The organism is Salinimicrobium aquimaris, from assembly GCF_035607535.1.
Classification (GTDB): Bacteria; Bacteroidota; Bacteroidia; order Flavobacteriales; family Flavobacteriaceae; genus Salinimicrobium.
In genome coordinates this window covers 199200-224027 of the sequence record NZ_JAYDZX010000002.1, presented here as the reverse complement: position 1 = coordinate 224027, position 24828 = coordinate 199200, and the positions used below count along the sequence as shown (strand labels likewise).

Genomic DNA, 24828 nt, shown 5'->3' with positions numbered 1-24828 from the left:
TCTTTTCTACTCAACTCTTATAATATAGGTGTTTCTCTTACCTTTATTGATGATCACATATTTGTTGTTCAAAAGATCATCTTTAGTTATTGTATAATCTTCTGAGACTTTTTCCTTATTTACAGAAATAGAATTTTCTTTTAATGCCCTTCGGGCCTCGCCATTAGATTTCAAAAAGTCGGTCTTTGCTGAAAGTGCCGCGATCATATCCAGTCCTGCTTCCACATCTTCGCGGGCAACTGTGGCCTGAGGCACTCCTTCAAAGACATCCAGAAATGTAGCTTCATTAAGGTTCTTAAGATCCTGAGCAGTACTCTTTCCAAATAGAACTTCCGAAGCTTTAACAGCATTATCGTACTCCTCCCTCGAATGAACCATGGTTGTGATTTCCTCGGCAAGCTTGCGCTGCAGCTGTCTCAAATGAGGGGCCTCCTTATGCTGGGAAACAAGCTCCTCAATTTCCTTTTTTGAGAGGAAAGTAAAGATCTTGATAAACCTCTCAGCATCCTCGTCACTGGTGTTTAGCCAGTACTGATAAAACTTGTAAGGAGAGGTACGCTCAGGATCGAGCCAGATATTTCCTGACTCTGTTTTTCCAAATTTGGTGCCATCTGCTTTGGTGATCAAGGGACAGGTAAGTGCATAACCTTTCCCATCTCCTATTCTACGAATTAATTCGGTCCCGGTAGTGATATTTCCCCACTGGTCACTACCACCCATTTGGAGGGTGCAGTCGAGTTCTCTGTACAAATGCAGAAAATCGTAACCCTGCACAAGCTGATAAGTAAATTCGGTAAAAGACATACCTTCGGAAGCATCTGAAGACAATCGCTTCTTTACGCTGTCTTTAGACATCATGTAGTTGACGGTAATGTGTTTTCCTACATCCCTGATGAACTCCAGAAATGAGAAATTCTTCATCCAGTCATAGTTGTTCACCAGGATCGCTGCATTGTCTGCATCACTTTCAAAATCCAAAAACTTCGAAAGCTGAGCCTTAAGAGCATTTTGGTTATGTAAAAGAGTGGCTTCTGTAAGTAAATTGCGCTCATTGGACTTTCCTGAAGGATCCCCAATCATCCCGGTGGCACCCCCGACAAGGGCTACAGGACGATGACCTGCCTCTTGAAAATGCTTCAGCATCATAACTCCTACCAGGTGACCAATATGTAAAGAATCGGCGGTGGGATCGATGCCCACGTAAGCAGATCGAAGACCTTCGAGCAGGTGCTCTTCAGTGCCGGGCATCACATCATGTATCATCCCTCTCCAGCTCAATTCTTCTACAAAATTCTTGTTCATGATTATTTTTTTGACGTAAAACAGCCGTAAAGATACCATTTACCTGCATTTTTCCTAAGTGCTTTTGGTTATATTTACCCCATGATATTAGTAACGGGAGGCACCGGTTTAGTGGGTTCACATTTGTTGCTCGACCTTGCACAAACAGGGAAAAAGCTGAAGGCTATTTACCGAACTGAAAAAAGTCTTGAAGGTGTCAAAAAGGTCTTTTCCTACACAAATTCTCAGGAAGAAGTACTGCGGCTTTTTAATCTCATTGAGTGGATAAGAGCAGATATCACAGACATTCCTTCATTGGCTAAAGCATTTGAAGGGGTGCGCTACGTATATCATTGCGCAGCAATGGTGAACTTCGACAGTTCCAAAGACGCTCAACTGCGGAAGGTAAATATCGAAGGCACTGCGAATATCGTGAACTATTGTATCAAGAACAAAATTGAGAAACTTGTGCATGTGAGCTCAATAGCAACCTTTGACAAAAAACCCGGCGAAAAAGAGATATCTGAATTGTCTTTCTGGAACAAAGAACTGGATCATAATATGTATGCCATCACAAAGTACGGGGCAGAAATGGAGGTGTGGCGTGCAAGCCAGGAAGGCATTCCTGTTGTAATTGTCAATCCAGGTGTGATCCTGGGTCCCGGCTTTTGGAATGATGGCAGCGGCAAGATCTTTAAAAAGGTGAATTCCGGACTTAATTACCATTTTCCGAAAACTACCGGGTTTGTTGGAGTGTGGGATGTAGTCAAAGCCATGGTAAAGCTTATGAACTCTTCTGTCAAAAATGAAGAGTTTATACTTGTTTCCGAAAACCTTTCCTTCAGGGAAGTTTTCAATCTCACTGCCCGGAACCTCAACAAACCTGCACCTTCAAAAAAGCTAAAAAAGTGGATGATCTTTGCGGGATGGGTTTGGCAGGAAATTTCTGCCTTGTTTACTCACAGGCAAAGACAACTGGACAGCAGGTTGCAAAAAAGTCTTTATGAGCATTCGTTCTATTCTTCCAACAAATTAAAGAGAGAACTCAGTTTTGAATTCCAGCCAATTGCCGGGGTGATTGAAACAACAGCCGAAGCTTTCAAAAAAGATCAACAGCAATAGGTCATTGCTGTCTTGAAACCGGAGCAGGTAAAGGCTTTTCCATGCGCAGCGGGATGAGAGAATCAAATCTTCTTCTCGGGATAGGCAGTGAATCCTTTCCGGGTTTTTCCCGCAGGGAGTCACGTTTTCTTTGCTCCATTTCCCGTATGGAATCGTATTCTTCAACCAAAGTTTCCAACCTAACCTTTACACTATCATAGATTCGTTTATACTGCTTGTAATTCTGCGCATAATAATCATTGCTTTGGACGAGTTGCAGACTATCAATCCCATATTTTTCAGTGAGATAGGGATAAGGGTCTATACCTTTTTCTTCCATCTGGGATTTATTATAGCTCTTGGCTCCGTGCAACAGGGAAATTTCGGTAAGCACATCTACCATCTTTTCCTCGGGAATAAGGTTATCAGGTTTTGGGGTGCGATTGATGTCCTGACAGGATATCAGCAAAAAAAGTGCAGAAAATAATATCAGGAACCTGTACATATTAGCGGTCAAACTTTAATCTTTCAGCTTTTACAAAAGGAGTAAAATTGAAATTTTTGTACACCAGATTGCCATTTACAAAGGTATGGGTGACACGGGATTTAAATGTGGTGCCTTCAAAGGGAGACCATCCGCATTTGTAAAGGGTATTGCCCGGCTGTACCGCCCAGGGTGCATTAAGATCTACCAGTACTATATCTGCCTTGTATCCCTCTCTAATAAATCCTCTTTTCTCTATATCAAAAAGAATGGCCGGATTATGACACATTTTTTCTACGATCTTCTCAAGAGAGATCTTGCCCTGGTGATGCATTTGCAGCATAGCCGGCAAAGCGTGTTGTACTAAAGGTCCTCCACTGGGCGCTTTAGTGTAGACATTCTTTTTCTCTTCCCGGGTATGCGGAGCATGATCTGTAGCGATCACATCAATTTTATCTTCTATAAGGGCCTTTAAGAGGGCTTCCTGATCCTTTTCTGTTTTTACTGCAGGATTCCACTTTATAAAGGTTCCCTTTTTCTGGTAATCACTGTCATTAAACCAAAGATGGTGAACGCACACCTCTGCAGTTATCTTCTTGTCCTTCAAAGCCTTTTTGTTGTCGAACAATTTCAACTCTTTTGCAGTGGACAAGTGAAAAACATGAAGTCTTGCCCCGGTCTTTTTTGCCAAAGCTACAGCTTTGGATGAGGAAAGATAACAGGCTTCCTCACTTCTTATTTTAGGATGTAGTTCAATAGGAATATCGTCTCCATATCTTTCCACACACTCCTGCAAATTCTTTTTAATAGTAGCTTCATCTTCGCAGTGAGCAGCTATGATCACCGGTGATTCCCGAAAGATCTTTTCAAGGACCTTCTCATCATCCACAAGCATATTCCCTGTAGAGGAACCAAGGAAAAGCTTGAGAGCAGGTACAGTCCTGGGATCGATCTTTTTGATCTCCTCCAGGTTATCGTTGGTACCTCCAAACATAAAAGCATAGTTGGCATAAGATGATTCTTCTGCCATTTTATACTTCTCCTCCAAAAGATCGATAGTGGTAGTTTGAGGCTGCGTATTAGGCATCTCTATGAATGAGGTAATACCTCCTGCCACTGCCGCTCTGGACCCAGTTTCTATGGTTTCTTTATGCGTAAGACCCGGCTCCCTAAAATGTACCTGATCATCTATTACTCCCGGGAAGAGGTAATTTCCCTCTGCATCAACAATGGTAAGATTGGGGGATTTAGCACTTATACTGGATGCAATTTCAGAAATAAAGCCATCCTCAATGAATACATCTCCTTCAAAAATAGCACCTTCATTAACAATCTTTGCATTCTTTATTAGTACCTTCTTCATTATATCGTCATCTTATTAAACAGGCTGTTTACCTTCATTTTTATAACACCAAAAACGGCTTCCCATATTATCGAGCCACTCATTTTAGAAGTTCCCCTTGTTCTGTCGGTAAAAATTACCGGCACCTCAACAATCTGGAATTTCGCCAGATAAGCTTTGAATTTCATTTCAATTTGAAAAGCATAACCCACGAACTTTATTTTATCCAGGTGTATTCTCTCAAGCACCTCTCTCCTGTAGCACACGAATCCTGCAGTAGTATCTTCTACAGGCATTGCAGTGATAAGCCTTACATACTTTGACGCCAACCACGATAGAAGGACTCTGCTCATGGGCCAATTCACGACATTAACACCTGTTTTATACCTGGAGCCAATTGCCACATCGGCCCCTCCACGTTTACAGGCATTGAAAAGGCGGATAAGATCATTGGGATTATGGGAGAAATCGGCATCCATTTGAAAAATGTATTTGTAGCCTCTTTCCAGAACCCATTCAAAGCCTTTTATATAGGCCGTTCCCAAGCCAGACTTACCTTCCCTTTCAATTAAAAAAAGTTGATCCTCATAGATCGGCTGTAAAGACTTTACTATACCTGCAGTCTTATCGGGAGAGTTATCATCTACAACCAAAACGTGGAAATTGCGCTGGAGAGAAAATACATTTCTTATGATCCGCTCAATATTCTCTTTTTCATTATAGGTGGGTATTATAACAATCCCATCTGGCATAAAATTCTTTTGGACAAATGTAACTATTTTTAAAGTTTAGGATCGGGATTTAAGGCTTCTTTTAATCGTATATATTCTACCTTTGTAGAAAATTTCTTTATTGGAAGCTATAGAAAGACATGCTGTTTCACAAGACTGGATAACTCTGTTACTGGTTCTTGCTTTTGTCTTGCTGGTGATCGCAAAATATGCTTTTAGTCAGCGCTTTGCTCACTTCAGCATGCTCTTTGCGACAGATAAATATCTCTTGCTTAAGGGGAAAGATCCCAACATATTCCACCCCTTTAATATTTTGCTCTTCGTTGTCAATGCAATATCGGTTGCTCTTTTTATTTACATCTTCTTCTTAACTTTTATGGAGGATACTCCCGAAAAGCCCAAGATCTTTTTTCTAAGGATCATTACTGCCTATACAGCATTCGTACTCCTCAAGTTTTCTCTGGAAAAGATACTGGCCGATATAGTTTCGGTCTATGATAAGATGAACTATTATCTTTTTCACAAGCTTAGTTATCGTAATTTCATTGCTCTTTTCCTCCTTCCGGTTTGTATGGTTTTTATTTATGTGTGGGAGCCAAGCCCATTGGTGCTGTACATTGTGCTGGGACTGATTTTATTAATGAATTTGATCACCCTGTTAAGCGCTTTTGTCAAAAACCAGCAGTACATTTTGAACAATTGGTTTTATTTTATTTTGTATCTTTGCGCTCTTGAAATTGGGCCCTATTATATTTTATATAAGCTGGTTACCAACTTCCAGGGTGAATAAAAAAAATGTATATGAAAGTGAAAACAATTTTGGTTTCTCAACCAGAGCCGAAGGTTGAAAATTCTCCTTATTTTGATCTTGAAGAAAAGCAAAAAGTAAAAATTGACTTTATCCCCTTTATCCATGTGGAAGGGGTTTCTTCAAAGGATGTAAGACAACAAAAAGTTGACCTTTCAAAATACACAGCCATTATCCTTACCAGCCGTAACTCGGTTGACCATTTTTTTAGAATTGCTGAAGAAATGAGGTTTAAGGTTCCGGATACTCTTAAGTATTTCTGCCAAAGTGAAGCCGTAGCTTATTACCTACAGAAGTATGTGGTGTATAGAAAAAGAAAGATCTATGTAGGCAAAAGAACTTTTGCTGAACTGTCCCCACTGATCAAAAAGTACAAAAACGAAAAGTTCCTTCTTCCATCTTCAGACATGCTGAAGCCGGATGTTCCCAAGACCTTAAATAAATTGGGAGTGGATTGGAAAAAAGCGGTTTTTTACAAGACTGTGGTGAGCGATCTTTCTCACCTAAGGGAGGTATTTTATGATATTCTGGTTTTCTTTAGCCCCAGCGGAATCAAGTCTCTCTTTGAGAATTTTCCTGATTTTAAACAAAACGATACTAAAATAGCTGTTTTTGGGAATACTACTGTGAAAGCAGCCAAAGAACACGGATTGGTGGTGAACATTCAGGCTCCAACTCCAGAGACTCCTTCTATGACAATGGCCCTTGAAAAGTACATCAAGGAACAAAATAAAAAGGCTCAATAAAAAATCTTTGAAACAAAAAAACCGGCGCTTGCCGGTTTTTTTATGTCTTCTGCTGAAAAGATTTTAAAGAACCTTTGGAGCACCAGACATTATTTCCTCATTCGCCTGCTTCTCAAACTTGGCAAAATTCTTCTGGAATGAATGGGCAAGGGTCATAGCTTTCTTATCGTAAGCTTCCTTGTCCTTCCAGGTGTTGCGTGGATTAAGGACTTCAGACGGTACGTTCTCACACTCTACAGGCATTTGCAGACCAAATACCGGATGTTCAGTAAATTCAACATTTTCAAGTTTTCCTTCAAGAGCCGAAGAGATCATTTCCCGTGTGTATCGCAATTTCATTCTGGAACCTACTCCAAACGGGCCTCCTGTCCATCCGGTATTGACGAGCCAGACATTCACATTGTTCTCCTTCATCTTGGCGCTTAACATTTCGGCATATTTTGTAGGGTGTAATGGCATAAATGGGGCACCAAAACAAGCTGAGAAGCTTGGTACCGGTTCATCAACACCAGCCTCGGTACCCGCCACCTTGGCTGTATACCCGCTAATGAAGTGATATGCCGCCTGGCCGGGAGTTAATTTACTGATAGGAGGCAGTACTCCAAAAGCATCTGCCGTAAGAAAGAAAATGTTTTTAGGGTTCTTGCCAATTGAAGGTTCCTTGATATTATCAATGTGGTGAATTGGATAACTCACCCTGGTGTTCTGTGTGATTTCTGTATTTTCAAAATCAACATCACCATTCTCATCCAGGATCACATTTTCAAGTATAGCTCCTGGCTTAATAGCGCGGTAGATATCCGGTTCATTCTCCTCTGTTAAATTTATGACTTTAGCATAGCAGCCTCCCTCGAAATTGAAGACCCGGTTCTCCTTTGTCCAACCGTGTTCGTCATCTCCAATGAGTTTTCTTTCGGGGTCTGCAGAAAGAGTGGTCTTTCCGGTACCCGATAGACCAAAGAATATTGCTGTATCTCCATCTTCCCCAACGTTGGCAGAGCAATGCATTGGCAAGGTATTTTTATCTACCGGAAGGATAAAGTTGAGGGCAGAAAAGATCCCTTTTTTAATTTCCCCTGTATACCCGGTTCCTCCAATAAGAGCGATCTTTTTTGTGAAATTGAGAATTGCAAAATTATGTTGTCTCGTACCATCGACTTCAGGATCGGCCATAAAGCCCGGGGCATTGATCACCAACCAGTCTTCCTGGAAGTTCTCCAGCTCACTCTCATCTGGACGCAGGAACATGTTATACGCAAAAAGATTAGACCAAGGGTACTCATTGATCACTCTTATGTTTAGACGATAGTCTTCATCTGCACAGGCATAAGAGTCTCTTGCAAATACTTCTTTCCCCGAAAGGTAATTTGTCACCTTCTCATAAAGAGCATCAAATTTTTCCGGATCAAAAGGAATATTTATATCCCCCCACCACACTTTATCTTTGGTGATGTCATCTTTCACAATAAAACGGTCTTTAGGAGAGCGACCAGTAAATTCCCCTGTGTTTACTGCCAAAGCTCCGTTTGAAGCTTCCACTCCCTGTCCTTTTTCAATAGTGATCTCATGAAGTTCTTTGGGAGAAAGCTGATAGTTTACTTCGGCATTATCAATACCATACCTTTCCAGCGCAATCGTTTTCGTAAGTCGTTTTTTAGCCAACATAAAAGTTTAAGTTGTGTGTTTCTTTAGGGGAACAAAAGTAGAAAACTTTAGAAAGAATCAGCGGGAGCTATTTTCTTTTATTTCTTTTTTAACTTAAAAAAGCTGATTAGTAACACTATCCATGCGGATATCATCAAACTCCCCCCTACAGGGGTAACAGGTCCTAAAACATTAAAATCATAAGAAGTGAGACTATTGGTCGCGAGAAGGTAGATAGAACCCGAAAAAAAGACTACGCCAAAAAGTGTTAAGTAGAAGCAAATTCTTTTAACTTTTTCCGAAGCTACAGGCAAACTGCCTAGAAACAAAAGGAATAAAGCATGATACATTTGATATTTCACACCAGTCTCAAAGGTTTGAAGGTTTTCTATGCTCAAATGGGGCTTTAAACCATGGGCAGCAAACGCGCCCAGAATAATTGCAATTACTCCTAAAACTGCTCCCCAGATCAATACATTTCTATTCATACAATATTTTTAAAGCCGCCGCCAATTAAGTACATTCGTTGTCCAAACAAACAACAAACTAAGCCAAAGTTAAGCCATATGCGCAAGATTCTTATAATTGGGGCGGGTAAATCTACCTCTGTTCTCATTGAATACCTCCTCAAAAAATCACAATCTGAAAACCTGGAAATCACCGTTGGTGATCTTGATATTATCAACGCCGAAAAAATGACAGGCGGACATCCTGCGGCAAAAGCCATTTCACTGGACATTTTTAACAAAGCAGAAAGGGAAAAGGCAGTGGAACAGGCAGATATTGTAATCTCTATGTTACCGGCCCGTTTCCATATTGAGGTGGCCAGGGATTGCCTAAGATTTAGAAAGAACATGGTCACTGCCTCCTATATAAGTGAAGAAATGCAGGAGCTGGATGAAGCTGTAAAGGAAAAGGGGCTAATCTTTATGAATGAAATTGGAGTGGATCCGGGGATCGATCATATGAGCGCCATGCAGGTAATCGATCGTATTCGGGAAGAGGGTGGAAAAGTTATTCTTTTCGAATCCTTTACCGGCGGACTCGTCGCTCCCGAAAGTGATACAAACCTATGGAACTACAAGTTTACCTGGAATCCCAGAAACGTAGTGGTCGCAGGACAGGGTGGGGTTGCTAAATTCATTCAGGAAGGACAATTCAAGTACATTCCTTACAACAGGCTATTCAGAAGGACCGAATTCATCGAAGTTAAAGGATATGGCAAATTTGAGGTCTATGCCAACCGGAATTCACTTAAATACACCAGCATTTACGGCCTTGATGACGCTCTAACCCTTTACAGGGGCACCATTAGAAGAGTGGGCTTTAGCCGTGCATGGAATATGTTTGTGCAGCTGGGAATGACCGATGACAGCTATGTCATGGAAAATTCTGAAACAATGACTTACCGGGATTTTGTCAACTCCTTTTTACCCTATTCCCCAACAGATTCTGTAGAGTTGAAATTCCGCCATAATTTAAAGATCGATCAGGATGATATCATGTGGGACAAGCTTCTGGAACTGGATATTTTCAATCCAAAGAAGAAGGTAGGATTAAAAAATGCTACCCCGGCACAGATCCTGCAAAAGATCCTGATGGACAAATGGACCCTTTCAAAAGATGATAAAGATATGATCGTCATGTACCATAAGTTTGGTTATGAGATCAATGGTGAAAAGAAACAGATAGATGCGACTATGGTCAATATTGGTCAGGACCAAAGTAGAACAGCTATGGCTCGCACCGTGGGACTTCCTGTCGCAATTGCTGCCCTCAAGATCCTTAACGGAACAATATCCACTCCGGGGGTTCAGTTGCCTATCACTAAAGAAGTTTATACTCCCATTCTAAAGGAATTGGCAGAAAACGGAATTGTCTTTTCCGAAGAAGAAAAAGAGTATATGGGATATAATCCTTTTGGAGAAGTAGGTAGTTAACGTGAGGGTAAGATCTGATTTTGATCAGCTTCCGCAGGATTAGCTTATTTTTATTTGGAACAATTCTCAATAAGATGTAGATTTGTTGCCACAATGAACCTACTTTACAAGTCATATTATTTTGCTTCATACCAGTGTGATAAAAGCCGCAGCTTTTACATTGATTTTGGCCATAAGCAGGTGAAATTGAGCTTTTGTCAATTACTTTCTATCAGGCAAAAGGTTCAGGCAATAGATATCTCTTCCCATTTCGACAAGGATCTAAACTATAGCGGGATCGAGATCCTTACGCTCTGCAACAGGGAACATCTTTTTGTTTTTGATACCTTACAGATCATTGACCTTAAGCAGCTCTTAAAAGCCACCTTCGGAGTTTTGGAACTCAATTCCCTGGTAACACACTAATCCTTTGAATTTAGATTAAGTATAAATTCACCTTCTCCCCAAGAAGACTACATTCTTTTATGTAATTTTAGAAAAAGATTAAAATTATGAAAGATATTGTTAGACAGAAGATAGGAATTAATGTAGATGTAATGGATTTGCTTAATGAGCAGATAGCGAAAGAAGCACATTCCTCTGCAGCATACCTTGCTATGGCATCCTGGTGTGACCATAACGGATTGATCAATAGCGCCGAATTCTTCTATAAGCAGTCCACCGAAGAAAGAGAGCATATGCTAAGGATCTTCAAGTTCATCAACGACAATGGAGGCACTGCTTATTCCCCTGAAGTAAGTAGTATAAATCACGATTTCAATTCCCTGCAGGAGATCTTCGAAACAGCACTCGATCAGGAGATACAGATCACTAAATCCATCAACAATATCGTAGCCAAATGCCGTAAAGTTCAGGATTTTGGTTCAGAGAATTTCCTGCAATGGTTTGTTCATGAACAAATGGAGGAGGAGAATCAATTCCGCAGAATCCTGGAAATGTTCGATCTTATGGGCACAGACGGGATTGCACTAAAGCTCATCGATGAGCGAATCAAACATGGCGAATAGAACACATAATATATCAAATAAAAAAGGACGCCGCCGGCGTCCTTTTTTTTGCTTTTATATATGCTCTGCTTAATCCCTTCCTAAGTAAATACTAAGAAAGTAAAGTAAGGTGGCAAGAGAACCAATGGCAGCTACAACGTAAGTACGGGCAGCCCATTTAAGCGAATCTTCTGCAGCTTTGTGCTCCTGTGCGTTTAGCATATTTCCGGTTTCCAGCCATACCAATGCTCTTTTACTTGCATCATATTCTACGGGTAAGGTTATAAAGCTAAACAGGGTACCCATGGCATAAAGAATAATTCCTCCAAGTAAAACAGTTTGCCCCACTCCTACAGACACCATGGACATAAGGATCAAGCCACCAAAGATCGCCCATTGGGAGAATTGCGAGGCCACCTGTACCACAGGAACCAGTTTACTTCTCATCTGTAACCAGCTATAGGCACTAGCATGCTGTATCGCGTGTCCACATTCGTGTGCAGCAACAGCCGCCGCAGCGGCATTGCGCTGTGTATATACTGCTTCACTTAAATTCACTGTCTTCTTAGCCGGATTGTAATGATCTGTCAATTGTCCCGGCGTAGAGATCACCTTGACATCGGTAATGCCGTTATCGCGAAGCATTTTTTCAGCGATCTCCCGGCCACTCATCCCGTTCTGAAGATGCACCTTGGAGTAATGCTTGAATTTGCTCTTCAATTTATTACTAACATAGAGACTCACCACAAATATGAGTCCCGCGATGATATAATATCCCATCATAGTTTTAAAAGTTATTTTGTTGAAATCTTAATAACAAAAATTCGGCCAATTTGGTTTTTTCCTGCCACCTGAATTTTTGTCGTGTTCCACTGCTGCTCCAGGATTGCAGAAACTAACTAACCTACAATATTAACGATCTTCCCCGGTACCACGATCACCTTTTTAGGCTGCCTTCCATCCAGTTGCTGCCTGGTTCTCTCGTGCTCCAACACTGTCTTCTCAATTTCTTCCTTGCTCATATCCAGTGGTAGTTCAAGGGTAAAACGCATTTTCCCATTAAAGGAAATTGGATACTCCTTTGTGCTTTCCACCAGATATTTCTCCTCGTAAACAGGGTAGGCTGCCGTAGTAACAGAGCTGTCATGTCCCAGTTTATGCCAGAGTTCTTCGGCAATATGCGGTGCATAAGGCGCAATAAGCACAGCAAGTGGTTCTAATACCTCTCTAAAATGGCATTTTTGGGAGGATAGTTCATTGACACATATCATGAAAGTACTTACTGAGGTATTAAAACTGAAATTCTCAATATCCTCTGTCACTTTCTTGATTGTCTTGTGAAGTGTCTTCAGGGAATCGGCTGAAGCTTTACCGTCACTTACAGTAAAATTATTTTCCTGGTCGTGGTAAAGATTCCAGAGTTTCTTAAGAAAGTTATGTACTCCCGTGATTCCGGCGGTATTCCAGGGTTTGGCCTGTTCCAGCGGACCCAGGAACATCTCGTACATCCTCAACGTATCGGCTCCGTAGTCCTCACAAATATCATCTGGATTTACCACATTGTACTTGGATTTTGACATTTTTTCGACCTCCCGGCCTACGATATATTTGCCGTCTTCCGTAAGGAATTCTGCATCTGCAAATTCAGGTCTCCACTTCTTAAAGCCTTCTATGTCCAATTCATCAGATGCATTTACAAGAGATACATCGGCATGTATGGGTTGCACATTATGAGCTTCTGATAATTTTTTAGAAACAAACTTGTTCTCCCCTTCCAACCTGTAAACAAAGGCACTGGTTCCCAGGATCATTCCCTGGTTGATGAGTTTTTTGAAAGGTTCCTCAACATTAAGAAAGCCTCTATCGGTAAGGAACTTTGTCCAGAACCTTGAGTAAAGCAGGTGCCCGGTAGCGTGTTCGCTTCCACCAATATAAAGGTCCACGTTTTCCCAGTACTGCTGTGCTTCTTTAGAAACAAAGCGCTCCTCATTGTGAGGATCCATATACCTGAAGAGATACCAGGAGCTTCCCGCCCAGCCGGGCATAGTATTCAGCTCCAGTGGGAAAACTGCCTTGTGATCGATCTTTGAATTTTCTACCACCTCATTGTTCACGGTATCCCAGGCCCAAAAAGTGGCATTTCCTAAGGGCGGTTCGCCGGTCTCGGTTGGCAGATACTTCTCTACTTCGGGAAGACGCAACGGCAAATGTTCCTCTTCTATCATCTGCGGAAGCCCTTCCACATAATAAACCGGAAAAGGTTCCCCCCAATATCTTTGTCGGCTAAAAACAGCGTCTCTTAGCCTATAGTTCGTTTTTCCTTTGCCCTGCCCAATTTTTTCCAGCTCTAAAATGGCTTTTTGAAGAGCTGCTTTATATTCAAGTCCGTCCAGAAAATCTGAATTTGCAATTACTGTCCCTTCCTTACCGGAATAAGCTTCTTCAGAAATATCGACATCTTTAAAAATATTCCTTATCGGAAGATCGAAATGTTTTGCAAAGTCATAATCCCTTTGATCTCCACATGGTACAGCCATCACCGCTCCTGTGCCATACCCAGCCAATACATAATCCCCGATCCAGATAGGCACCGGCTCTTTTGTAAAGGGATGTTCGGCATATGCCCCGGTAAAGACTCCACTTATGCTCTTGACATCGGCCATACGATCCCGCTCGCTCCTTTTCGAAGTAGCTTCGATATAAGCCTCTACCTCTTCCTTATGCTCAGGAGTAGTGATCTTCTCCACCAGCTCATGTTCCGGCGCCAATGTCATAAAGGTAACACCGAAAATAGTGTCCGGTCTGGTAGTGAAAACGGGAATTTTAAATTCTGAATTTTGAACTTTGAATTCTACCAGAGCTCCCACCGACTTTCCAATCCAGTTCCTCTGACTCTCCTTTAAACTCTCTGTCCACTCTATATCGTATAATCCCTGAAGCAGTCTCTCGGCATAAGCTGAAATCCTCATGCTCCATTGGGTCATTTTTTTGCGTATAACAGGATAACCTCCTCTTTCAGAAACTCCATTGACAATTTCATCGTTCGCCAAGACTGTTCCCAGCTGTGGGCACCAGTTCACTTCAGTTTCGGCTAAATAGGTGAGCCTGTATTTCAGGAGTTGTTTTTGCTTTTCTTCCGAAGAAAAATTGTTCCAATCTGTAACTGTAAATGGCTCCACATCATCATCACAGGCCGCATTTACACCGCTGTTTCCTTCCGCAGCAAAGATCTCCTCCAGCTCGATTATTGGTCTGGCCTTTTCGGCATCATAATCATACCAGGAATCGTACAGCTGAATAAATATCCACTGCGTCCACCTGTAATAATCGGGTTCACTGGTGCGAACTTCCCTGCTCCAGTCAAAAGAAAAACCTATTTGATCTAGTTGTTCCCTGTACCTGTTGATATTGGCTTCGGTAGTTATCGCGGGATGCTGCCCTGTTTGAATGGCATACTGCTCAGCCGGAAGTCCGAAGCTATCATATCCCTGTGGATGTAGTACATTAAACCCTTTGTGCCTTTTAAAGCGGGCGTAGATGTCACTGGCAATGTAACCCAGAGGGTGGCCTACATGCAATCCTGCTCCCGATGGATAAGGGAACATGTCGAGCACGTAGTATTTTGGTTTATCAGAATTATTCTCAGCTTTGAAAGTCTGGTTCTTGGCCCAGTACTCCTGCCACTTTTTTTCAATTTGATTGAAGTCGTACCTCATTTTAATGATTCAGCGTCACGTTATTACAGCTCCCCAAGACCTTCGGGGAAGCGCAAAAATACGGTTAATGTACGAAAGTGAAAAGTTTGGGCGTTTTAAAGAAAGGGATTGATTTACTTTCTTATTTTTACACAAATTTACGCAGCCGCCCATGAGCTCATCTTTTGAAAAGTATCAAAAAAGACGTCTTATTTCCTCTTATTTTTCGGTCGTTATCAGTATTGCCCTGGTTCTGTTTTTGCTGGGACTCCTGGGTCTTTTGGTGCTAAACACTAAAAAGATAGCCGATCATTTTAAAGAGCAGATCGCTCTTACCATCTACCTGAAGGATACTGCCAAAGAGGTTGAGATTACCCAGCTCAACAAAACCCTTGCTTTAGCCGAATATACCAAATCTACTACCTATGTGACCAAGGAGGAAGCTGCCGAGGCTCACAGCAAAGAGATTGGAGAGGATTTCATGGAGTTCCTGGGATATAATCCGCTGCAGAATTCCATTGACGTCTACTTTAAAGCCGATTATATAAGCTCTGGGGAGATCGACGAAATAGCAGAGGAACTCACTGCAAAAAGTTTTGTAGACGAAGTGGTTTATGATAAACCCCTTATTTCCTTACTTAACGAGAATGTCACCAAAATAAGTTTTTGGGTGCTGGCAATTAGCGCCATCTTCACTTTCATTGCTGTTTTGCTTATCAATAGTTCGATTAGACTTTCTGTCTATTCAAAAAGGTTCATCATTAAAACCATGCAGATGGTTGGGGCCACAAAGAGGTTTATTAGAAGGCCGTTCATTTTAAAGAGTGTAAAATTGGGAATGATAGGAGCTTTGATCGCCATAATAGGGATGGCAATCGTACTTTATTATATGAACAAAAGCTTTCCTGAACTTGAACTTTTAAGCGATGTGAGTTTACTAGCTGCACTTTTCATTGGAATCTTTTTAATGGGCGCAATTATTACCTGGTTAAGCACCTTTTTTGCAACCCAGCGTTTTCTCAACCTCAAGACAGACGAACTTTATTACTAAGAAAGACCATTAAAAATGCTATTTTTGACACCTTAGATAATTCGTGCAGTCGTAGTCAAAAACAGACACTCGCGACATGAGTAGAAAACAGAAAGACATGAACAAGAATAAAAAGCCTTTACACAAACAAGATCTCAACTTTGTCTTTGAAAAGAAGAACTTCATCGTAATGGGAATAGGTCTTGCTGTAATTGCACTGGGCTTTATTCTCATGGCCGGTGGCGGTAGTGATGACCCGAATGTTTTTAATCCCGAGATCTACAGTCCCAGAAGGATTAGACTCGCGCCTGCCCTTGTACTCCTCGGTTTTGCTATTGAAGTGTACGCTATCCTACTTAACCCCCGAAAGTAATCAATGGAAGTTATTGATGCCATTTTCCTTGGAATCATCCAGGGACTTACTGAATTTTTACCCGTTTCCTCCAGTGGACACCTCGAAATTGGCAAAGCCCTGCTGGGGGATCAAAGTATTCCTGAAGAATCTTTAATGGTGACTGTGGTGCTGCATTTCGCCACCGCATTGAGCACCATAGTGGTTTTTAGAAAAGATGTTGCAGAGATCCTTCGCGGCTTATTCTCTTTTAAATGGAATGAGGAAACCCGCTTCTCATTAAAGATCATTCTTTCCATGATCCCGGCAGTTTTTGTTGGATTGATGTTCGAGGAAGAACTGGAAGCTCTTTTTGGCGGCAATCTCACCTTTGTTGGTTTCATGTTATTGATCACCTCTTTGCTACTTTGGCTTGCCGACAAGGCCAAACACACAGGAAAGCCCGTGAGCTACAAAGACAGCATTGTGATAGGAATAGCGCAGGCAATCGCTATTTTACCGGGAATTTCACGAAGTGGTGCTACCATTTCCACCTCTGTTCTCCTTGGAAATGATAAAGGAAAGGCTGCCCGTTTCTCATTTTTAATGGTAGTCCCGTTGATCCTTGGGAAAATTGCCAAAGATCTCTTAAGCGGAGATCTCACCAGTACCACTAATGAACCTATGCCCCTTCTCGCGGGATTCATTGCTGCTTTCATTGCAGGCTTTGCGGCCTGTACCTGGATGATATCTTTGGTGCGCAATAGCAAACTATCCTACTTTGCAATCTACTGTTTCGTGGTAGGAACAATTGCAATTAGCTATGAATATTTCTTCACTTCCTGATCATGACTGAAGAAGAATTTAAATCCGGACAGATCCTGTTATTCGACAAGCCATTGGAATGGACCTCTTTTCAGCTGGTGAATAAAGTGAGATGGCTTATAAAGAAGAACTTTAGGATCAAAAAGATCAAGGTCGGCCATGCAGGAACACTAGACCCGTTAGCTTCAGGCTTGCTTATTCTGTGTACCGGGAAAGCCACTAAGCAAATCGAAGAGCTGCAGGGGCAGGAAAAGGAATATACCGGCACCATCACCCTAGGCGCAACCACTCCTTCTTACGACATGGAAACTGAAGTGGATGAAACCTATCCTACAGAGCATCTTACTTCTGAAAAAATAAAAGAGGCGACAAAAGCATTTTTAGGAGATATTCAGCAGCGGCCACCGGTTTTTTCAGCTTTGAAAAAGGACGGAAAGAGACTGTACGAATACGCCCGAAGCGGAGAAGAAGTGGAAATTCCTACCAGAACGGTAAATATTTCAGAATTTGAGATCACCAAAATAGAGCTCTTAAATGTACATTTTAGAGTAGTATGCAGCAAAGGCACCTATATTCGAAGCCTTGCTCATGATTTTGGGAAGGAACTCAATACCGGTGCCTATCTCTCATCCCTGCGCCGCATCCGCATTGGGAATTACAAAGTTGAAAATGCCTTAACAGTAGATTCTTTTGTAAATGAGTATCTTTCCCCTGAGGAAGATACTTTGTAAATGGATTTTTTCGACCGACATAAGGCTTTGATCATTACCGTTCTTATCTTTTCGATATTGATCCTTCTTATGTACAACATCAAAATTTCTAACGAGTCAAAGAAAATAAGGGAAACTCTTATTGAACTGAACAACATCCTGCCACCTCCTCCTCCCGAGGAAGAGCCCGAACCCGAAGAACAGCAGCCACAAGAACCTCAGCGTCCCAATCCTACCGTACAAACCCACCAGGCCTTTAACCAAAACAGGGAGGAAAGCCAGAAGAACCTCGAGTCCCGCCTGGACGAGATCTTCCAAAAGAACGCCGCACAACAGGAAGCAGCCGAAGAAGAAGCCTCAAAAGCATCCCGCGGTGATGTGAATCTGAACTCCAACAAAAGGGAACAAAAAAAGCAAGCTTCCCAGGGAGATAACAGCAGCGCGAAAACTTCTGTTAAAGAAGGCAGTCTGCGCAACAGTTCGATTTCTTTTTCTCTTAGAGGCCGTACAGCTGTCTTTATACCCAATCCCATCTACACCTGCGACTCTTCGGGGAAAGTAGTTGTGAATATCACTGTCAATGCCAACGGGGATGTTGTGAGAACCGCGGTGAATAAATCGGCTTCCACGACTTCTAATGAATGTTTGACAGATCAGGCCCTGGAATATGCCGCAGATGCAAGATTCTCCCGGCTGGCGGGCAGAGATTCTCAACCCGGAACCATAACTTATAATTTTCAGAATTAATGGAAGAAAAGATCCGTTGCGGCTGGTGCGTGGGTGATCCGCTGTACGAGGCCTATCACGACCTGGAATGGGGAGTGCCTTTGAAAGATGATGCCGCTATTTTCGAATTTTTGATCCTGGAGACTTTTCAGGCGGGATTGAGCTGGATCACTATTCTTCGGAAAAGGGAAAACTTCAGAAGGGCATTTGATGATTTCGATTACAGGAAAATAGCAGATTATTCAGAAAATAAGCTGGAAAACCTAATGCAGGATAGCGGGATCATTAGGAACCGGTTAAAGATCAAGGCAACTGTCTCCAATGCACAGGCTTTCATAAAAGTGCAGGAAGAATTTGGCTCCTTTTCAAGTTATATCTGGAATTTCGTGGATAACAGCCCGGTTCAAAATGACTGGAAGGATCTTAAACAGGTTCCTGCCACTACAGCCATAAGCGACGCCCTGAGTAAGGATCTAAAAAAGCGCGGATTTAAATTCGTGGGTTCCACAGTTGTCTATGCGCACATGCAGGCAACGGGAATGGTCAATGATCACATCACCAGCTGTTTTAGACATGAAGAAGTAAAACAAATGAACAAGACAGAAATATGATCCAAAAATGGCATTTTTCGATCCTCATTTTAACCTGCCTTCTTTTGGGCTCTTCAGCCAATGCTCAAACTCCGAAGGCTTATCTATGGGAAACCGAGTTTGATTTGGAGTTGCCATCCCGGGGCAACTGGGGTTTCACATTTGGCGCTGGCAGCCGCTATCTGTTTGCAGCCGAAGTGGAAGGGGAAACTGTTAAGGAAAATATTCAACAACATCTTGAACTCAACCACTTTACTGCCTATAACAGCAGTGAAAGCCTTACAATAAGCCTTGGTTTACGCTACCGCTTTAGGGAAGTTTTTGAGGAGGCTTTGCAGGATGAGATAAGGATCATCGAGCAATTAGAATATTCCCATCTAAACGCCTTTTTATCACCTGAACACAGAATTAGGTTTGAACAAAGATTCCGGGAAGCAACGATCTTCAGGTTGCGGTATCAATTCGGAGTTTCCCAACCTTTAAGTCCTGATTCTTCCCTCGGCCTTTCCACCGAATTCCTTTACAGCATGGCAAACGATAATCGGCCGAAGATCGAGCAGCGATTTGGCCTGGAACTGGAGAATAGTTCTGTGAGAAACCTGGAATTAAGTCTGGGAGTAGAATACCGGAGAGATGATCTTACCGGCTTCCCCGGAACCGAGATCTTTCTTATTACAGGAGCAGTTCTCCAATTGTAACTAGTCAAGATATTCCAAAAATACACTGCGTGGGATCTCCGCGGCACCAAGTGTGGCAAGATGTGGAGTATAGATTTGGCAATCCACCAGCAGCAGCCCATCCTTCTGCAGTTCCTGTACCAAATGTACTAATCCATATTTGGAAGCATTGCTTAATTTGGAAAACATGCTCTCCCCGCAAAAGATCTTTTTTTCCCGAAGGTAAATTCCATACAGTCCGCCAACCAGCTGGCCTTCTTTCCAGACTTCTACAGATGTGGCAATATTTTGTTGATGAAGGGAAAGATAAGCCTGCTTCATCTCGGGCGTGATCCAGGTTCCCTCCTGCCCCGGCCTTTTCATAATTGCACAATTCTCCATTACTTCTGAAAAAGCTTTATTAAAACTAACTTCAAAAACCTGCTTTTTGAGAAGTTGTCTCATGCTTTTGGAAACCTTCAGGTTTTCCGGAAACAGAACCATCCGAGGATCGGGACTCCACCACAGAATAGGATGTTCACTGTCATACCACGGAAATATTCCGCGGGAATAGGCATCTATGAGACGTTTAGGAGAAAGATCACCTCCAAAAGCCAGAAGACCTTCTTCTGTGGCTTCTTCAACCGGCGGAAATTCATCCTGTGGTCCCAGATACTTCATGAGGTAAAGACTATTAGCAACAAAAGGTCAATAAAAAGCCCCAATTCTCCAGAACCGGGGCTTTTGTAAGAATGTATGATCACCCTAGAAAGGCAGATCATCATAATCCTCGTCGTTAAGATTGTTGGCAGGCTCAAACTGATCTGCCGGAGGTACCGGAGCACCACCCTGCTGACTTTGAGCTGCTAGGTTTTCAATCCTCCACCCCTGGATAGAATTGAAGTATTTGGTCTCTCCCTGTGGATTCACCCATTCGCGCCCGCGAAGGTTCACCCCTATCTTTACAGGTTGCCCTACAGAATAGTTGTTCAAAAGCTCACATTTATCCTGCACAAATTCAACAAGTATATGTTGTGGATATTGTTCCTCTGTTGTTACCACTACTTCTCTCTTTCTAAACCCATTGCTCCCGAAGGTTTGGGTATCACCAATCATTTTGATTTTTCCTTGTACTTCCATATCACACGTTTTTTGCTAATAATATTTTCCAGGCCGTCGCCGGATCGTTTTGTTCTAAATATTCTTTTGCCCTTAAATGCACCTGCTCCTCACTTCCTTCCCTGACCAGGGCCGAAAGTTGGGAATTTCCATTCAAGAACTCCTCAATTTCTTCAGCGGCTGGCAGCTTTTCTACATTCCCGAGTTTACCCAGATCGTTTCCGGTAAGGTACCTGCTGTTGCGAACCTCTTCAGCTATTTCATCCACTCCAATTCCAAGGGTCTGCAATGGCTTTGGAACTTCAAACATTCCAGGCGTGGCGCGGGTATACCAGTTGCCACCCATCCTCGCTACCAGGTCGATTTTATGCTGGTCAATATAACCTTTTTCATCTAAAATATCTTCCCGAATATGCATTTTTAGCACCTCACAAATAACAAGATTTCCGGCACCGCCTTCACTTCCGGTTTCGACAATTTCGTTGATACGGCATTCGAATTGTACCGGCGATTCTTTCACCCTAAAAGGCTTGACAACTTCGGATTCTAACATGGTAAGCCCCGCCTTCAGGAATTCATTTACACCTTCAGCATATTCTGTGCTCGATAGCGAAACCTGTTGCACAAGATCATAATTGACAACGTTAATCACCACCTCTCCCGTAGCCTTGGAGTTGTTATAGGTATGCTTCACCGTATTGTCCCTTCCACGTCGTGCAGGAGAGAAAATAAGAATAGGCGGATTTGCCCCAAAAACATTAAAAAAGCTGAATGGCGATAAATTCGGCCTGCCTTCTTCATCTATTGTGCTGGCAAAGGCTATAGGGCGCGGTCCTACAGCTCCTAACAGGTACTGATGAAGTTTTGGTACAGGAATTTCTTTGGGATTTATGCTTAGCATGCTCAAGATTTTGGCAAAGGTAACGAAACAGCCCAACAGATGAAAAACCACCTGCACAATATTAATTTGCTCAAAACGCTTATATTTAATCGCAATTAAAGCCCTGCCTTCATGAGGTTTTCAGACAAACGAAACTTTCGCCGCTGGTTCATTATAATTACTTCTCTCATCATTGTTAGCCTCATTGTTTGGAATGCTGTCTCTTTTTTTCAGCGCATCAAGGAGGAGGAACGAATAAAAATGAACATCTGGACTTCGGCGCAGGTCTACCTGGACCAGGTGGATACAGATACCGGCCTCGACCTGTACCTGGAGATCATTAACAGCAATTCCAGCATCCCAACAATTCTCGTGGATGAGAACGGGAAAATTGTTGATGCCATGAATATTCAGGACGAGATCATGTCCAGCGAAGAAAAGCTTCAGGAGTATCTGGTATCCTTGAAGAGCACCAACGAACCTATACAAATGGATCTTGGTGAAGGGCGGGTAAATCAGGTTTACTACGGAAATTCACCCATGCTGAACAAGCTAAAATACTATCCTCTGGCGCTTATTCTCATTATCATCCTCTTTATTGCCGTAGTTTTCTTTTTCTACAGGACCACGAAGAGCAGCGAGCAAAATAAGCTGTGGGCGGGAATGGCTAAAGAGACTGCACACCAGATTGGCACCCCGCTTTCATCATTGATCGGCTGGACTGAAATCCTGAAAGAAGAGAAGGTGAATTCTACCTATATAGTCGAGATTGAAAAAGATGTTGACCGGCTGAAGACCATTACCGAAAGATTTTCAAAGATTGGATCTGCTCCAACCTTAGAGCTGGAGGACATAGTTGAGAAGACCCGGGATTCCTTCGATTACCTGAAGGCGCGGAGTTCAAAGCTTATCAATTTCCGCCTCGAGCTTCCGGACGAAAAGATCCTGGTGAACATGAACGCCCAGCTCTACAGCTGGACCATCGAAAACCTGGTGCGAAATGCCATTGATGCTATGAAGGGGAAAGGTACCCTTGAAATAAAGCTGAAACAGGACTCCAAAAAAGTTCATATCCTGGTATCCGATACCGGGAAAGGCATTCCCAAAAGTAAATTCAAAAGGATCTTTGAACCTGGTTTCACTACCAAAAAAAGGGGATGGGGGCTGGGATTATCTCTCTCCAAAAGGATCATTGAGAAATATCACAGGGGAAGAATAAGAGTGCTGCGCAGTGAGATCAATAAAGGCACCACTATAGAGATCCTGCTTGAAAAAGCTAGAACTGTTGCATAACCTTCTTCAGTTCTGGCGGGATAGGTAACGCTTTATCTTCATTAAAGTCAAAGAAAACGGCTATGTCCCTGCCTTCTGCGCATACTTCTCCTTTTTCATTGAGGATCAATTGATCCAGCCCAAAACTACTGTTCTTGATATAAGCCAATTTTGTCTTCACTGTGGCTGTTCCCGGGTAAAAAAGAGATTTCTTAAAATCACAATGCGTGGAGACGAGGATAGCTCCTTTGTTGGATTCTGAAAACAAAGTGGCCAATCCTGTAGCTTCCCAGAAATTCACTCTGCCCGATTGAAGGAATCTGATAAAGGTTAGATTATTCACATGCCGGTACATGTCGAGGTCGCTAAAATCAATACGAAGATCAAGCGACAGTTTATACTCTGAAAGCTCCACTAGATATTTGCTTTAATATCATCTGCAATTTGCCTCAACTCGTCCTCGGTCAAGGATACGCTATTGGCAAAATTCATGTCTCCCATACTGTTCAGCGGAATAAGGTGTACATGCACATGAGGTACTTCGAGACCCACTACAGCCATACCAATCCTTTTGCAGGAAACAGCTTTCTCCAGACCTTTTGCCACTTTTCGGGAAAAAGCCATGAGCTCCATATAGGTCTCCTCATCCAGATCGAATAATTTATTGACCTCTTCCTTGGGAATACAGAGGGTGTGCCCTTTGGCATTTGGTCTTACATCCAAAAAGGCCAGAAATTTATCCGTTTCTGCGACCTTATAGGCGGGTAACTCTCCATTGACAATTTTCGTAAAGATGCTTGGCATAATTCTGAAGTTTAGAACAACAAGTTAAGATTTTCGGCACAAAAAAAATCCCTTCTGAAGAAAGGATCTAAAAAATGTCATTTTTACCGGCTTTTAATCACGGGTGATCTCGAGGATCTCGAATTTCATTATTCCAGACGGCACCTGTACTTCGGCGATCTCTCCCACTTTCTTTCCAAGTAAGCCTTTTCCTATGGGGCTGTCTACAGAGATCTTACCAGACTTTAGATCGGCTTCACTCTGGGCAACCAGTTTGTATTTTACTTCTGCACCGTTAGTAAGGTTTTTGATCTTAACTGTTGAATGAACCAATGCCTTGGAAGTATCCAGCTGCGACTCGTCTATTAACCTTGCATTCGCATAGATCTCCTCCAGCTTTGCAATTTTCATTTCAAGCAGGCCCTGGGCCTCCTTCGCAGCATCATACTCGGCGTTCTCACTAAGATCTCCTTTGTCCCGGGCTTCGGCAATTGCCTGAGAAGCTCTGGGCCGCTCAACATCCTTTAATTGATTGAGTTCATCTCTTAATTTTTTAAGGCCATCTGCTGTATAATATGATACTTTACTCATAACTTCGTCGTTTATATAAATAGAAAAAATCCCATTCGCCGACGGGATTTTAAACAAATATACTAAATAAAAATATCCAGCACAATTATAAGTCTGCGGCTCCAAAAAAACCTTTTATGAAGCGATTTTTCCTGCTTTTACCTCTCTTTTTCACTTTTTTAGGTTGTTCTACAGATAATGAGATTAGAAGAAATCCTTACCTGCCCCACCTCAACTTTTCGGTTCAATTCGATTTGAGCCTACCGGAGTATAATCAGCTGAATTTTCCAGGGAATAAATTTATTACTCGTAACTATGGCATCAACGGCATCGTGATCTACAACCTCAACAATGATCAATATCTTGCCTATGAGCTTACAGATCCCAACCATGTGCCCCAGGCTTGTTCCTCCTTAACTGTAACTGGCACAGAAGCCACCTGTGGCTGCGGTGACGGTAATAAATATACCATTATTACCGGAGAACAAATAGCAGGAACCGGAGAATATACACTAAAACCTTACCGGGCAGTAAGAACAGGAAGTGTCTTGCAGATCTCGAACTAAAGGGAATAAAAA

At 42.3% G+C, this 24828-nt stretch carries 29 protein-coding genes; 15 read left to right on the top strand and 14 right to left on the bottom strand.

The genetic code is table 11. The features are described 5' to 3' along the window. Window positions 1-6: 6 nt before the first annotated feature. Entirely contained in the window at window positions 7-1302 is a 1296-nt protein-coding gene (tyrS, locus tag VR862_RS04965) for a tyrosine--tRNA ligase (protein WP_324719861.1), read from the bottom strand. 81 nt (window positions 1303-1383) lie between these two features. Here tyrS and VR862_RS04960 point away from each other — a divergent pair, with 81 nt between their 5' ends. After that, complete coding sequence (locus tag VR862_RS04960) at window positions 1384-2403, top strand: NAD-dependent epimerase/dehydratase family protein (RefSeq protein ID WP_324719860.1); 1020 nt, start codon at window positions 1384-1386, stop codon at window positions 2401-2403. 1 nt (window position 2404) lies between these two features. Here VR862_RS04960 and VR862_RS04955 read toward each other — a convergent pair whose 3' ends face one another. Genes VR862_RS04955 through VR862_RS04945 form a run of 3 tightly spaced genes read right to left on the bottom strand, consistent with a single transcriptional unit; the run spans window position 2405 to window position 4960 of the window. Further along, window positions 2405-2887: a DUF4296 domain-containing protein gene (locus VR862_RS04955; protein WP_324719859.1), complete on the bottom strand. Its 483-nt coding sequence runs from the start codon at window positions 2885-2887 to the stop codon at window positions 2405-2407. Between the two features lies 1 nt (window position 2888). Next, on the bottom strand, window positions 2889-4229 hold the full coding sequence (locus VR862_RS04950; RefSeq protein WP_324719858.1) for a dihydroorotase: 1341 nt from the start codon (window positions 4227-4229) through the stop codon (window positions 2889-2891). Beyond that, entirely contained in the window at window positions 4229-4960 is a 732-nt protein-coding gene (locus VR862_RS04945; RefSeq protein WP_324719857.1) for a polyprenol monophosphomannose synthase, read from the bottom strand. Before VR862_RS04945 ends, VR862_RS04950 begins: the two co-directional genes overlap by 1 nt. A 100-nt stretch (window positions 4961-5060) precedes the next feature. Between VR862_RS04945 and VR862_RS04940 the strand changes: the two genes are divergently transcribed. Together VR862_RS04940 and VR862_RS04935 are read left to right on the top strand one after the other, a co-directional pair. Then, on the top strand, window positions 5061-5729 hold the full coding sequence (locus VR862_RS04940; RefSeq protein WP_324719856.1) for a DUF4271 domain-containing protein: 669 nt from the start codon (window positions 5061-5063) through the stop codon (window positions 5727-5729). Window positions 5730-5740: 11 nt separating this feature from the next. Next, the gene (locus tag VR862_RS04935) at window positions 5741-6493 is read left to right on the top strand and encodes a uroporphyrinogen-III synthase (protein ID WP_324719855.1); all 753 of its coding nucleotides are present in this window, start codon (window positions 5741-5743) and stop codon (window positions 6491-6493) included. 63 nt (window positions 6494-6556) lie between these two features. Here the strand turns inward: VR862_RS04935 and pckA are convergent, their stop codons facing one another. Together pckA and VR862_RS04925 are read right to left on the bottom strand one after the other, a co-directional pair. Continuing rightward, window positions 6557-8158: a phosphoenolpyruvate carboxykinase (ATP) gene (pckA, locus tag VR862_RS04930; protein WP_324719854.1), complete on the bottom strand. Its 1602-nt coding sequence runs from the start codon at window positions 8156-8158 to the stop codon at window positions 6557-6559. Window positions 8159-8235: 77 nt separating this feature from the next. Beyond that, window positions 8236-8625 carry a DUF423 domain-containing protein gene (locus tag VR862_RS04925; RefSeq protein ID WP_324719853.1) on the bottom strand — a complete coding sequence of 130 codons (390 nt, stop codon included), beginning with the start codon at window positions 8623-8625 and terminating at the stop codon, window positions 8236-8238. 78 nt (window positions 8626-8703) lie between these two features. On the opposite strand from VR862_RS04925, the gene VR862_RS04920 reads away from it, so the two are divergent. From VR862_RS04920 to VR862_RS04910, 3 genes are all read left to right on the top strand, one after another. Further along, the gene (locus tag VR862_RS04920) at window positions 8704-10077 is read left to right on the top strand and encodes a saccharopine dehydrogenase family protein (protein WP_324719852.1); all 1374 of its coding nucleotides are present in this window, start codon (window positions 8704-8706) and stop codon (window positions 10075-10077) included. A gap of 93 nt (window positions 10078-10170) precedes the next feature. Further along, window positions 10171-10482, top strand: coding sequence for a hypothetical protein (locus tag VR862_RS04915; RefSeq protein WP_324719851.1), 312 nt, complete (start codon window positions 10171-10173; stop codon window positions 10480-10482). Window positions 10483-10568: 86 nt separating this feature from the next. Further along, window positions 10569-11084 carry a ferritin gene (locus tag VR862_RS04910; RefSeq protein WP_324719850.1) on the top strand — a complete coding sequence of 172 codons (516 nt, stop codon included), beginning with the start codon at window positions 10569-10571 and terminating at the stop codon, window positions 11082-11084. A 69-nt stretch (window positions 11085-11153) separates the two neighbouring features. On the opposite strand, the gene VR862_RS04905 is transcribed toward VR862_RS04910, so the two are convergent. Both VR862_RS04905 and leuS read right to left on the bottom strand, forming a co-directional pair. Beyond that, window positions 11154-11846, bottom strand: a complete 693-nt coding sequence (locus VR862_RS04905) for a zinc metallopeptidase (protein WP_324719849.1) — start codon at window positions 11844-11846, stop codon at window positions 11154-11156. A 116-nt stretch (window positions 11847-11962) separates the two neighbouring features. Beyond that, complete coding sequence (gene leuS, locus VR862_RS04900; RefSeq protein WP_324719848.1) at window positions 11963-14779, bottom strand: leucine--tRNA ligase; 2817 nt, start codon at window positions 14777-14779, stop codon at window positions 11963-11965. A 151-nt stretch (window positions 14780-14930) separates the two neighbouring features. Here leuS and VR862_RS04895 point away from each other — a divergent pair, with 151 nt between their 5' ends. The 7 genes from VR862_RS04895 to VR862_RS04865 all read left to right on the top strand — a co-directional run bounded on the left by VR862_RS04895 (window position 14931) and on the right by VR862_RS04865 (window position 19668). Further along, the gene (locus tag VR862_RS04895) at window positions 14931-15809 is read left to right on the top strand and encodes a cell division protein FtsX (protein WP_324719847.1); all 879 of its coding nucleotides are present in this window, start codon (window positions 14931-14933) and stop codon (window positions 15807-15809) included. Window positions 15810-15906: 97 nt separating this feature from the next. After that, on the top strand, window positions 15907-16161 hold the full coding sequence (locus tag VR862_RS04890; protein WP_324720095.1) for a DUF3098 domain-containing protein: 255 nt from the start codon (window positions 15907-15909) through the stop codon (window positions 16159-16161). Window positions 16162-16164: 3 nt separating this feature from the next. Beyond that, window positions 16165-16965 carry an undecaprenyl-diphosphate phosphatase gene (locus VR862_RS04885; protein ID WP_324719846.1) on the top strand — a complete coding sequence of 267 codons (801 nt, stop codon included), beginning with the start codon at window positions 16165-16167 and terminating at the stop codon, window positions 16963-16965. A 2-nt stretch (window positions 16966-16967) separates the two neighbouring features. Further along, the gene (truB, locus tag VR862_RS04880) at window positions 16968-17675 is read left to right on the top strand and encodes a tRNA pseudouridine(55) synthase TruB (RefSeq protein ID WP_324719845.1); all 708 of its coding nucleotides are present in this window, start codon (window positions 16968-16970) and stop codon (window positions 17673-17675) included. Next, window positions 17676-18401 (top strand): energy transducer TonB family protein, encoded by a 726-nt coding sequence (locus VR862_RS04875; protein WP_324719844.1) that lies wholly within the window; start codon window positions 17676-17678, stop codon window positions 18399-18401. Next, the gene (locus tag VR862_RS04870) at window positions 18401-18991 is read left to right on the top strand and encodes a DNA-3-methyladenine glycosylase I (protein WP_324719843.1); all 591 of its coding nucleotides are present in this window, start codon (window positions 18401-18403) and stop codon (window positions 18989-18991) included. The genes VR862_RS04875 and VR862_RS04870 overlap by 1 nt, the downstream gene beginning before the upstream one ends. Further along, window positions 18988-19668 (top strand): DUF2490 domain-containing protein, encoded by a 681-nt coding sequence (locus VR862_RS04865; protein ID WP_324719842.1) that lies wholly within the window; start codon window positions 18988-18990, stop codon window positions 19666-19668. The genes VR862_RS04870 and VR862_RS04865 overlap by 4 nt, the downstream gene beginning before the upstream one ends. Here the strand turns inward: VR862_RS04865 and aat are convergent, their stop codons facing one another. From aat to VR862_RS04850, 3 genes are all read right to left on the bottom strand, one after another. Further along, the gene (gene aat / locus VR862_RS04860) at window positions 19669-20307 is read right to left on the bottom strand and encodes a leucyl/phenylalanyl-tRNA--protein transferase (RefSeq protein ID WP_324719841.1); all 639 of its coding nucleotides are present in this window, start codon (window positions 20305-20307) and stop codon (window positions 19669-19671) included. It lies immediately after the preceding gene. Between the two features lie 84 nt (window positions 20308-20391). Next, window positions 20392-20766: a DUF3127 domain-containing protein gene (locus tag VR862_RS04855; protein ID WP_324719840.1), complete on the bottom strand. Its 375-nt coding sequence runs from the start codon at window positions 20764-20766 to the stop codon at window positions 20392-20394. Window position 20767: 1 nt separating this feature from the next. Further along, window positions 20768-21646: a flavin reductase family protein gene (locus VR862_RS04850; RefSeq protein ID WP_324719839.1), complete on the bottom strand. Its 879-nt coding sequence runs from the start codon at window positions 21644-21646 to the stop codon at window positions 20768-20770. Window positions 21647-21757: 111 nt separating this feature from the next. On the opposite strand from VR862_RS04850, the gene VR862_RS04845 reads away from it, so the two are divergent. After that, entirely contained in the window at window positions 21758-22918 is a 1161-nt protein-coding gene (locus tag VR862_RS04845) for a sensor histidine kinase (protein WP_324719838.1), read from the top strand. Here VR862_RS04845 and VR862_RS04840 read toward each other — a convergent pair. The 3 genes from VR862_RS04840 to greA form a co-directional block, all read right to left on the bottom strand. After that, complete coding sequence (locus VR862_RS04840) at window positions 22902-23312, bottom strand: acyl-CoA thioesterase (RefSeq protein ID WP_324719837.1); 411 nt, start codon at window positions 23310-23312, stop codon at window positions 22902-22904. The two genes, VR862_RS04845 and VR862_RS04840, sit on opposite strands and share 17 nt — an antisense overlap. Next, window positions 23312-23701, bottom strand: a complete 390-nt coding sequence (locus VR862_RS04835) for an HIT family protein (RefSeq protein ID WP_324719836.1) — start codon at window positions 23699-23701, stop codon at window positions 23312-23314. The genes VR862_RS04840 and VR862_RS04835 overlap by 1 nt, the downstream gene beginning before the upstream one ends. 93 nt (window positions 23702-23794) lie before the next feature. Then, the gene (gene greA / locus VR862_RS04830; protein WP_324719835.1) at window positions 23795-24271 is read right to left on the bottom strand and encodes a transcription elongation factor GreA; all 477 of its coding nucleotides are present in this window, start codon (window positions 24269-24271) and stop codon (window positions 23795-23797) included. 116 nt (window positions 24272-24387) lie between these two features. Between greA and VR862_RS04825 the strand changes: the two genes are divergently transcribed. Then, window positions 24388-24816, top strand: a complete 429-nt coding sequence (locus tag VR862_RS04825) for a Rieske (2Fe-2S) protein (protein ID WP_324719834.1) — start codon at window positions 24388-24390, stop codon at window positions 24814-24816. Window positions 24817-24828: the final 12 nt, after the last annotated feature.

Coding starts and splice junctions, on each gene's coding strand:
- tyrS (WP_324719861.1), bottom strand. CDS start 1,302: ATGAACAAGAATTTTGTAGAAGAATTGAGCTGGAGAGGGATGATACAT.
- VR862_RS04960 (WP_324719860.1), top strand. CDS start 1,384: ATGATATTAGTAACGGGAGGCACCGGTTTAGTGGGTTCACATTTGTTG.
- VR862_RS04955 (WP_324719859.1), bottom strand. CDS start 2,887: ATGTACAGGTTCCTGATATTATTTTCTGCACTTTTTTTGCTGATATCC.
- VR862_RS04950 (WP_324719858.1), bottom strand. CDS start 4,229: ATGAAGAAGGTACTAATAAAGAATGCAAAGATTGTTAATGAAGGTGCT.
- VR862_RS04945 (WP_324719857.1), bottom strand. CDS start 4,960: ATGCCAGATGGGATTGTTATAATACCCACCTATAATGAAAAAGAGAAT.
- VR862_RS04935 (WP_324719855.1), top strand. CDS start 5,741: ATGAAAGTGAAAACAATTTTGGTTTCTCAACCAGAGCCGAAGGTTGAA.
- pckA (WP_324719854.1), bottom strand. CDS start 8,158: ATGTTGGCTAAAAAACGACTTACGAAAACGATTGCGCTGGAAAGGTAT.
- VR862_RS04925 (WP_324719853.1), bottom strand. CDS start 8,625: ATGAATAGAAATGTATTGATCTGGGGAGCAGTTTTAGGAGTAATTGCA.
- VR862_RS04920 (WP_324719852.1), top strand. CDS start 8,704: ATGCGCAAGATTCTTATAATTGGGGCGGGTAAATCTACCTCTGTTCTC.
- VR862_RS04915 (WP_324719851.1), top strand. CDS start 10,171: ATGAACCTACTTTACAAGTCATATTATTTTGCTTCATACCAGTGTGAT.
- VR862_RS04910 (WP_324719850.1), top strand. CDS start 10,569: ATGAAAGATATTGTTAGACAGAAGATAGGAATTAATGTAGATGTAATG.
- VR862_RS04905 (WP_324719849.1), bottom strand. CDS start 11,846: ATGATGGGATATTATATCATCGCGGGACTCATATTTGTGGTGAGTCTC.
- leuS (WP_324719848.1), bottom strand. CDS start 14,779: ATGAGGTACGACTTCAATCAAATTGAAAAAAAGTGGCAGGAGTACTGG.
- VR862_RS04895 (WP_324719847.1), top strand. CDS start 14,931: ATGAGCTCATCTTTTGAAAAGTATCAAAAAAGACGTCTTATTTCCTCT.
- VR862_RS04890 (WP_324720095.1), top strand. CDS start 15,907: ATGAACAAGAATAAAAAGCCTTTACACAAACAAGATCTCAACTTTGTC.
- VR862_RS04885 (WP_324719846.1), top strand. CDS start 16,165: ATGGAAGTTATTGATGCCATTTTCCTTGGAATCATCCAGGGACTTACT.
- truB (WP_324719845.1), top strand. CDS start 16,968: ATGACTGAAGAAGAATTTAAATCCGGACAGATCCTGTTATTCGACAAG.
- VR862_RS04875 (WP_324719844.1), top strand. CDS start 17,676: ATGGATTTTTTCGACCGACATAAGGCTTTGATCATTACCGTTCTTATC.
- VR862_RS04870 (WP_324719843.1), top strand. CDS start 18,401: ATGGAAGAAAAGATCCGTTGCGGCTGGTGCGTGGGTGATCCGCTGTAC.
- VR862_RS04865 (WP_324719842.1), top strand. CDS start 18,988: ATGATCCAAAAATGGCATTTTTCGATCCTCATTTTAACCTGCCTTCTT.
- aat (WP_324719841.1), bottom strand. CDS start 20,307: ATGAAGTATCTGGGACCACAGGATGAATTTCCGCCGGTTGAAGAAGCC.
- VR862_RS04855 (WP_324719840.1), bottom strand. CDS start 20,766: ATGGAAGTACAAGGAAAAATCAAAATGATTGGTGATACCCAAACCTTC.
- VR862_RS04850 (WP_324719839.1), bottom strand. CDS start 21,646: ATGCTAAGCATAAATCCCAAAGAAATTCCTGTACCAAAACTTCATCAG.
- VR862_RS04845 (WP_324719838.1), top strand. CDS start 21,758: ATGAGGTTTTCAGACAAACGAAACTTTCGCCGCTGGTTCATTATAATT.
- VR862_RS04835 (WP_324719836.1), bottom strand. CDS start 23,701: ATGCCAAGCATCTTTACGAAAATTGTCAATGGAGAGTTACCCGCCTAT.
- greA (WP_324719835.1), bottom strand. CDS start 24,271: ATGAGTAAAGTATCATATTATACAGCAGATGGCCTTAAAAAATTAAGA.
- VR862_RS04825 (WP_324719834.1), top strand. CDS start 24,388: ATGAAGCGATTTTTCCTGCTTTTACCTCTCTTTTTCACTTTTTTAGGT.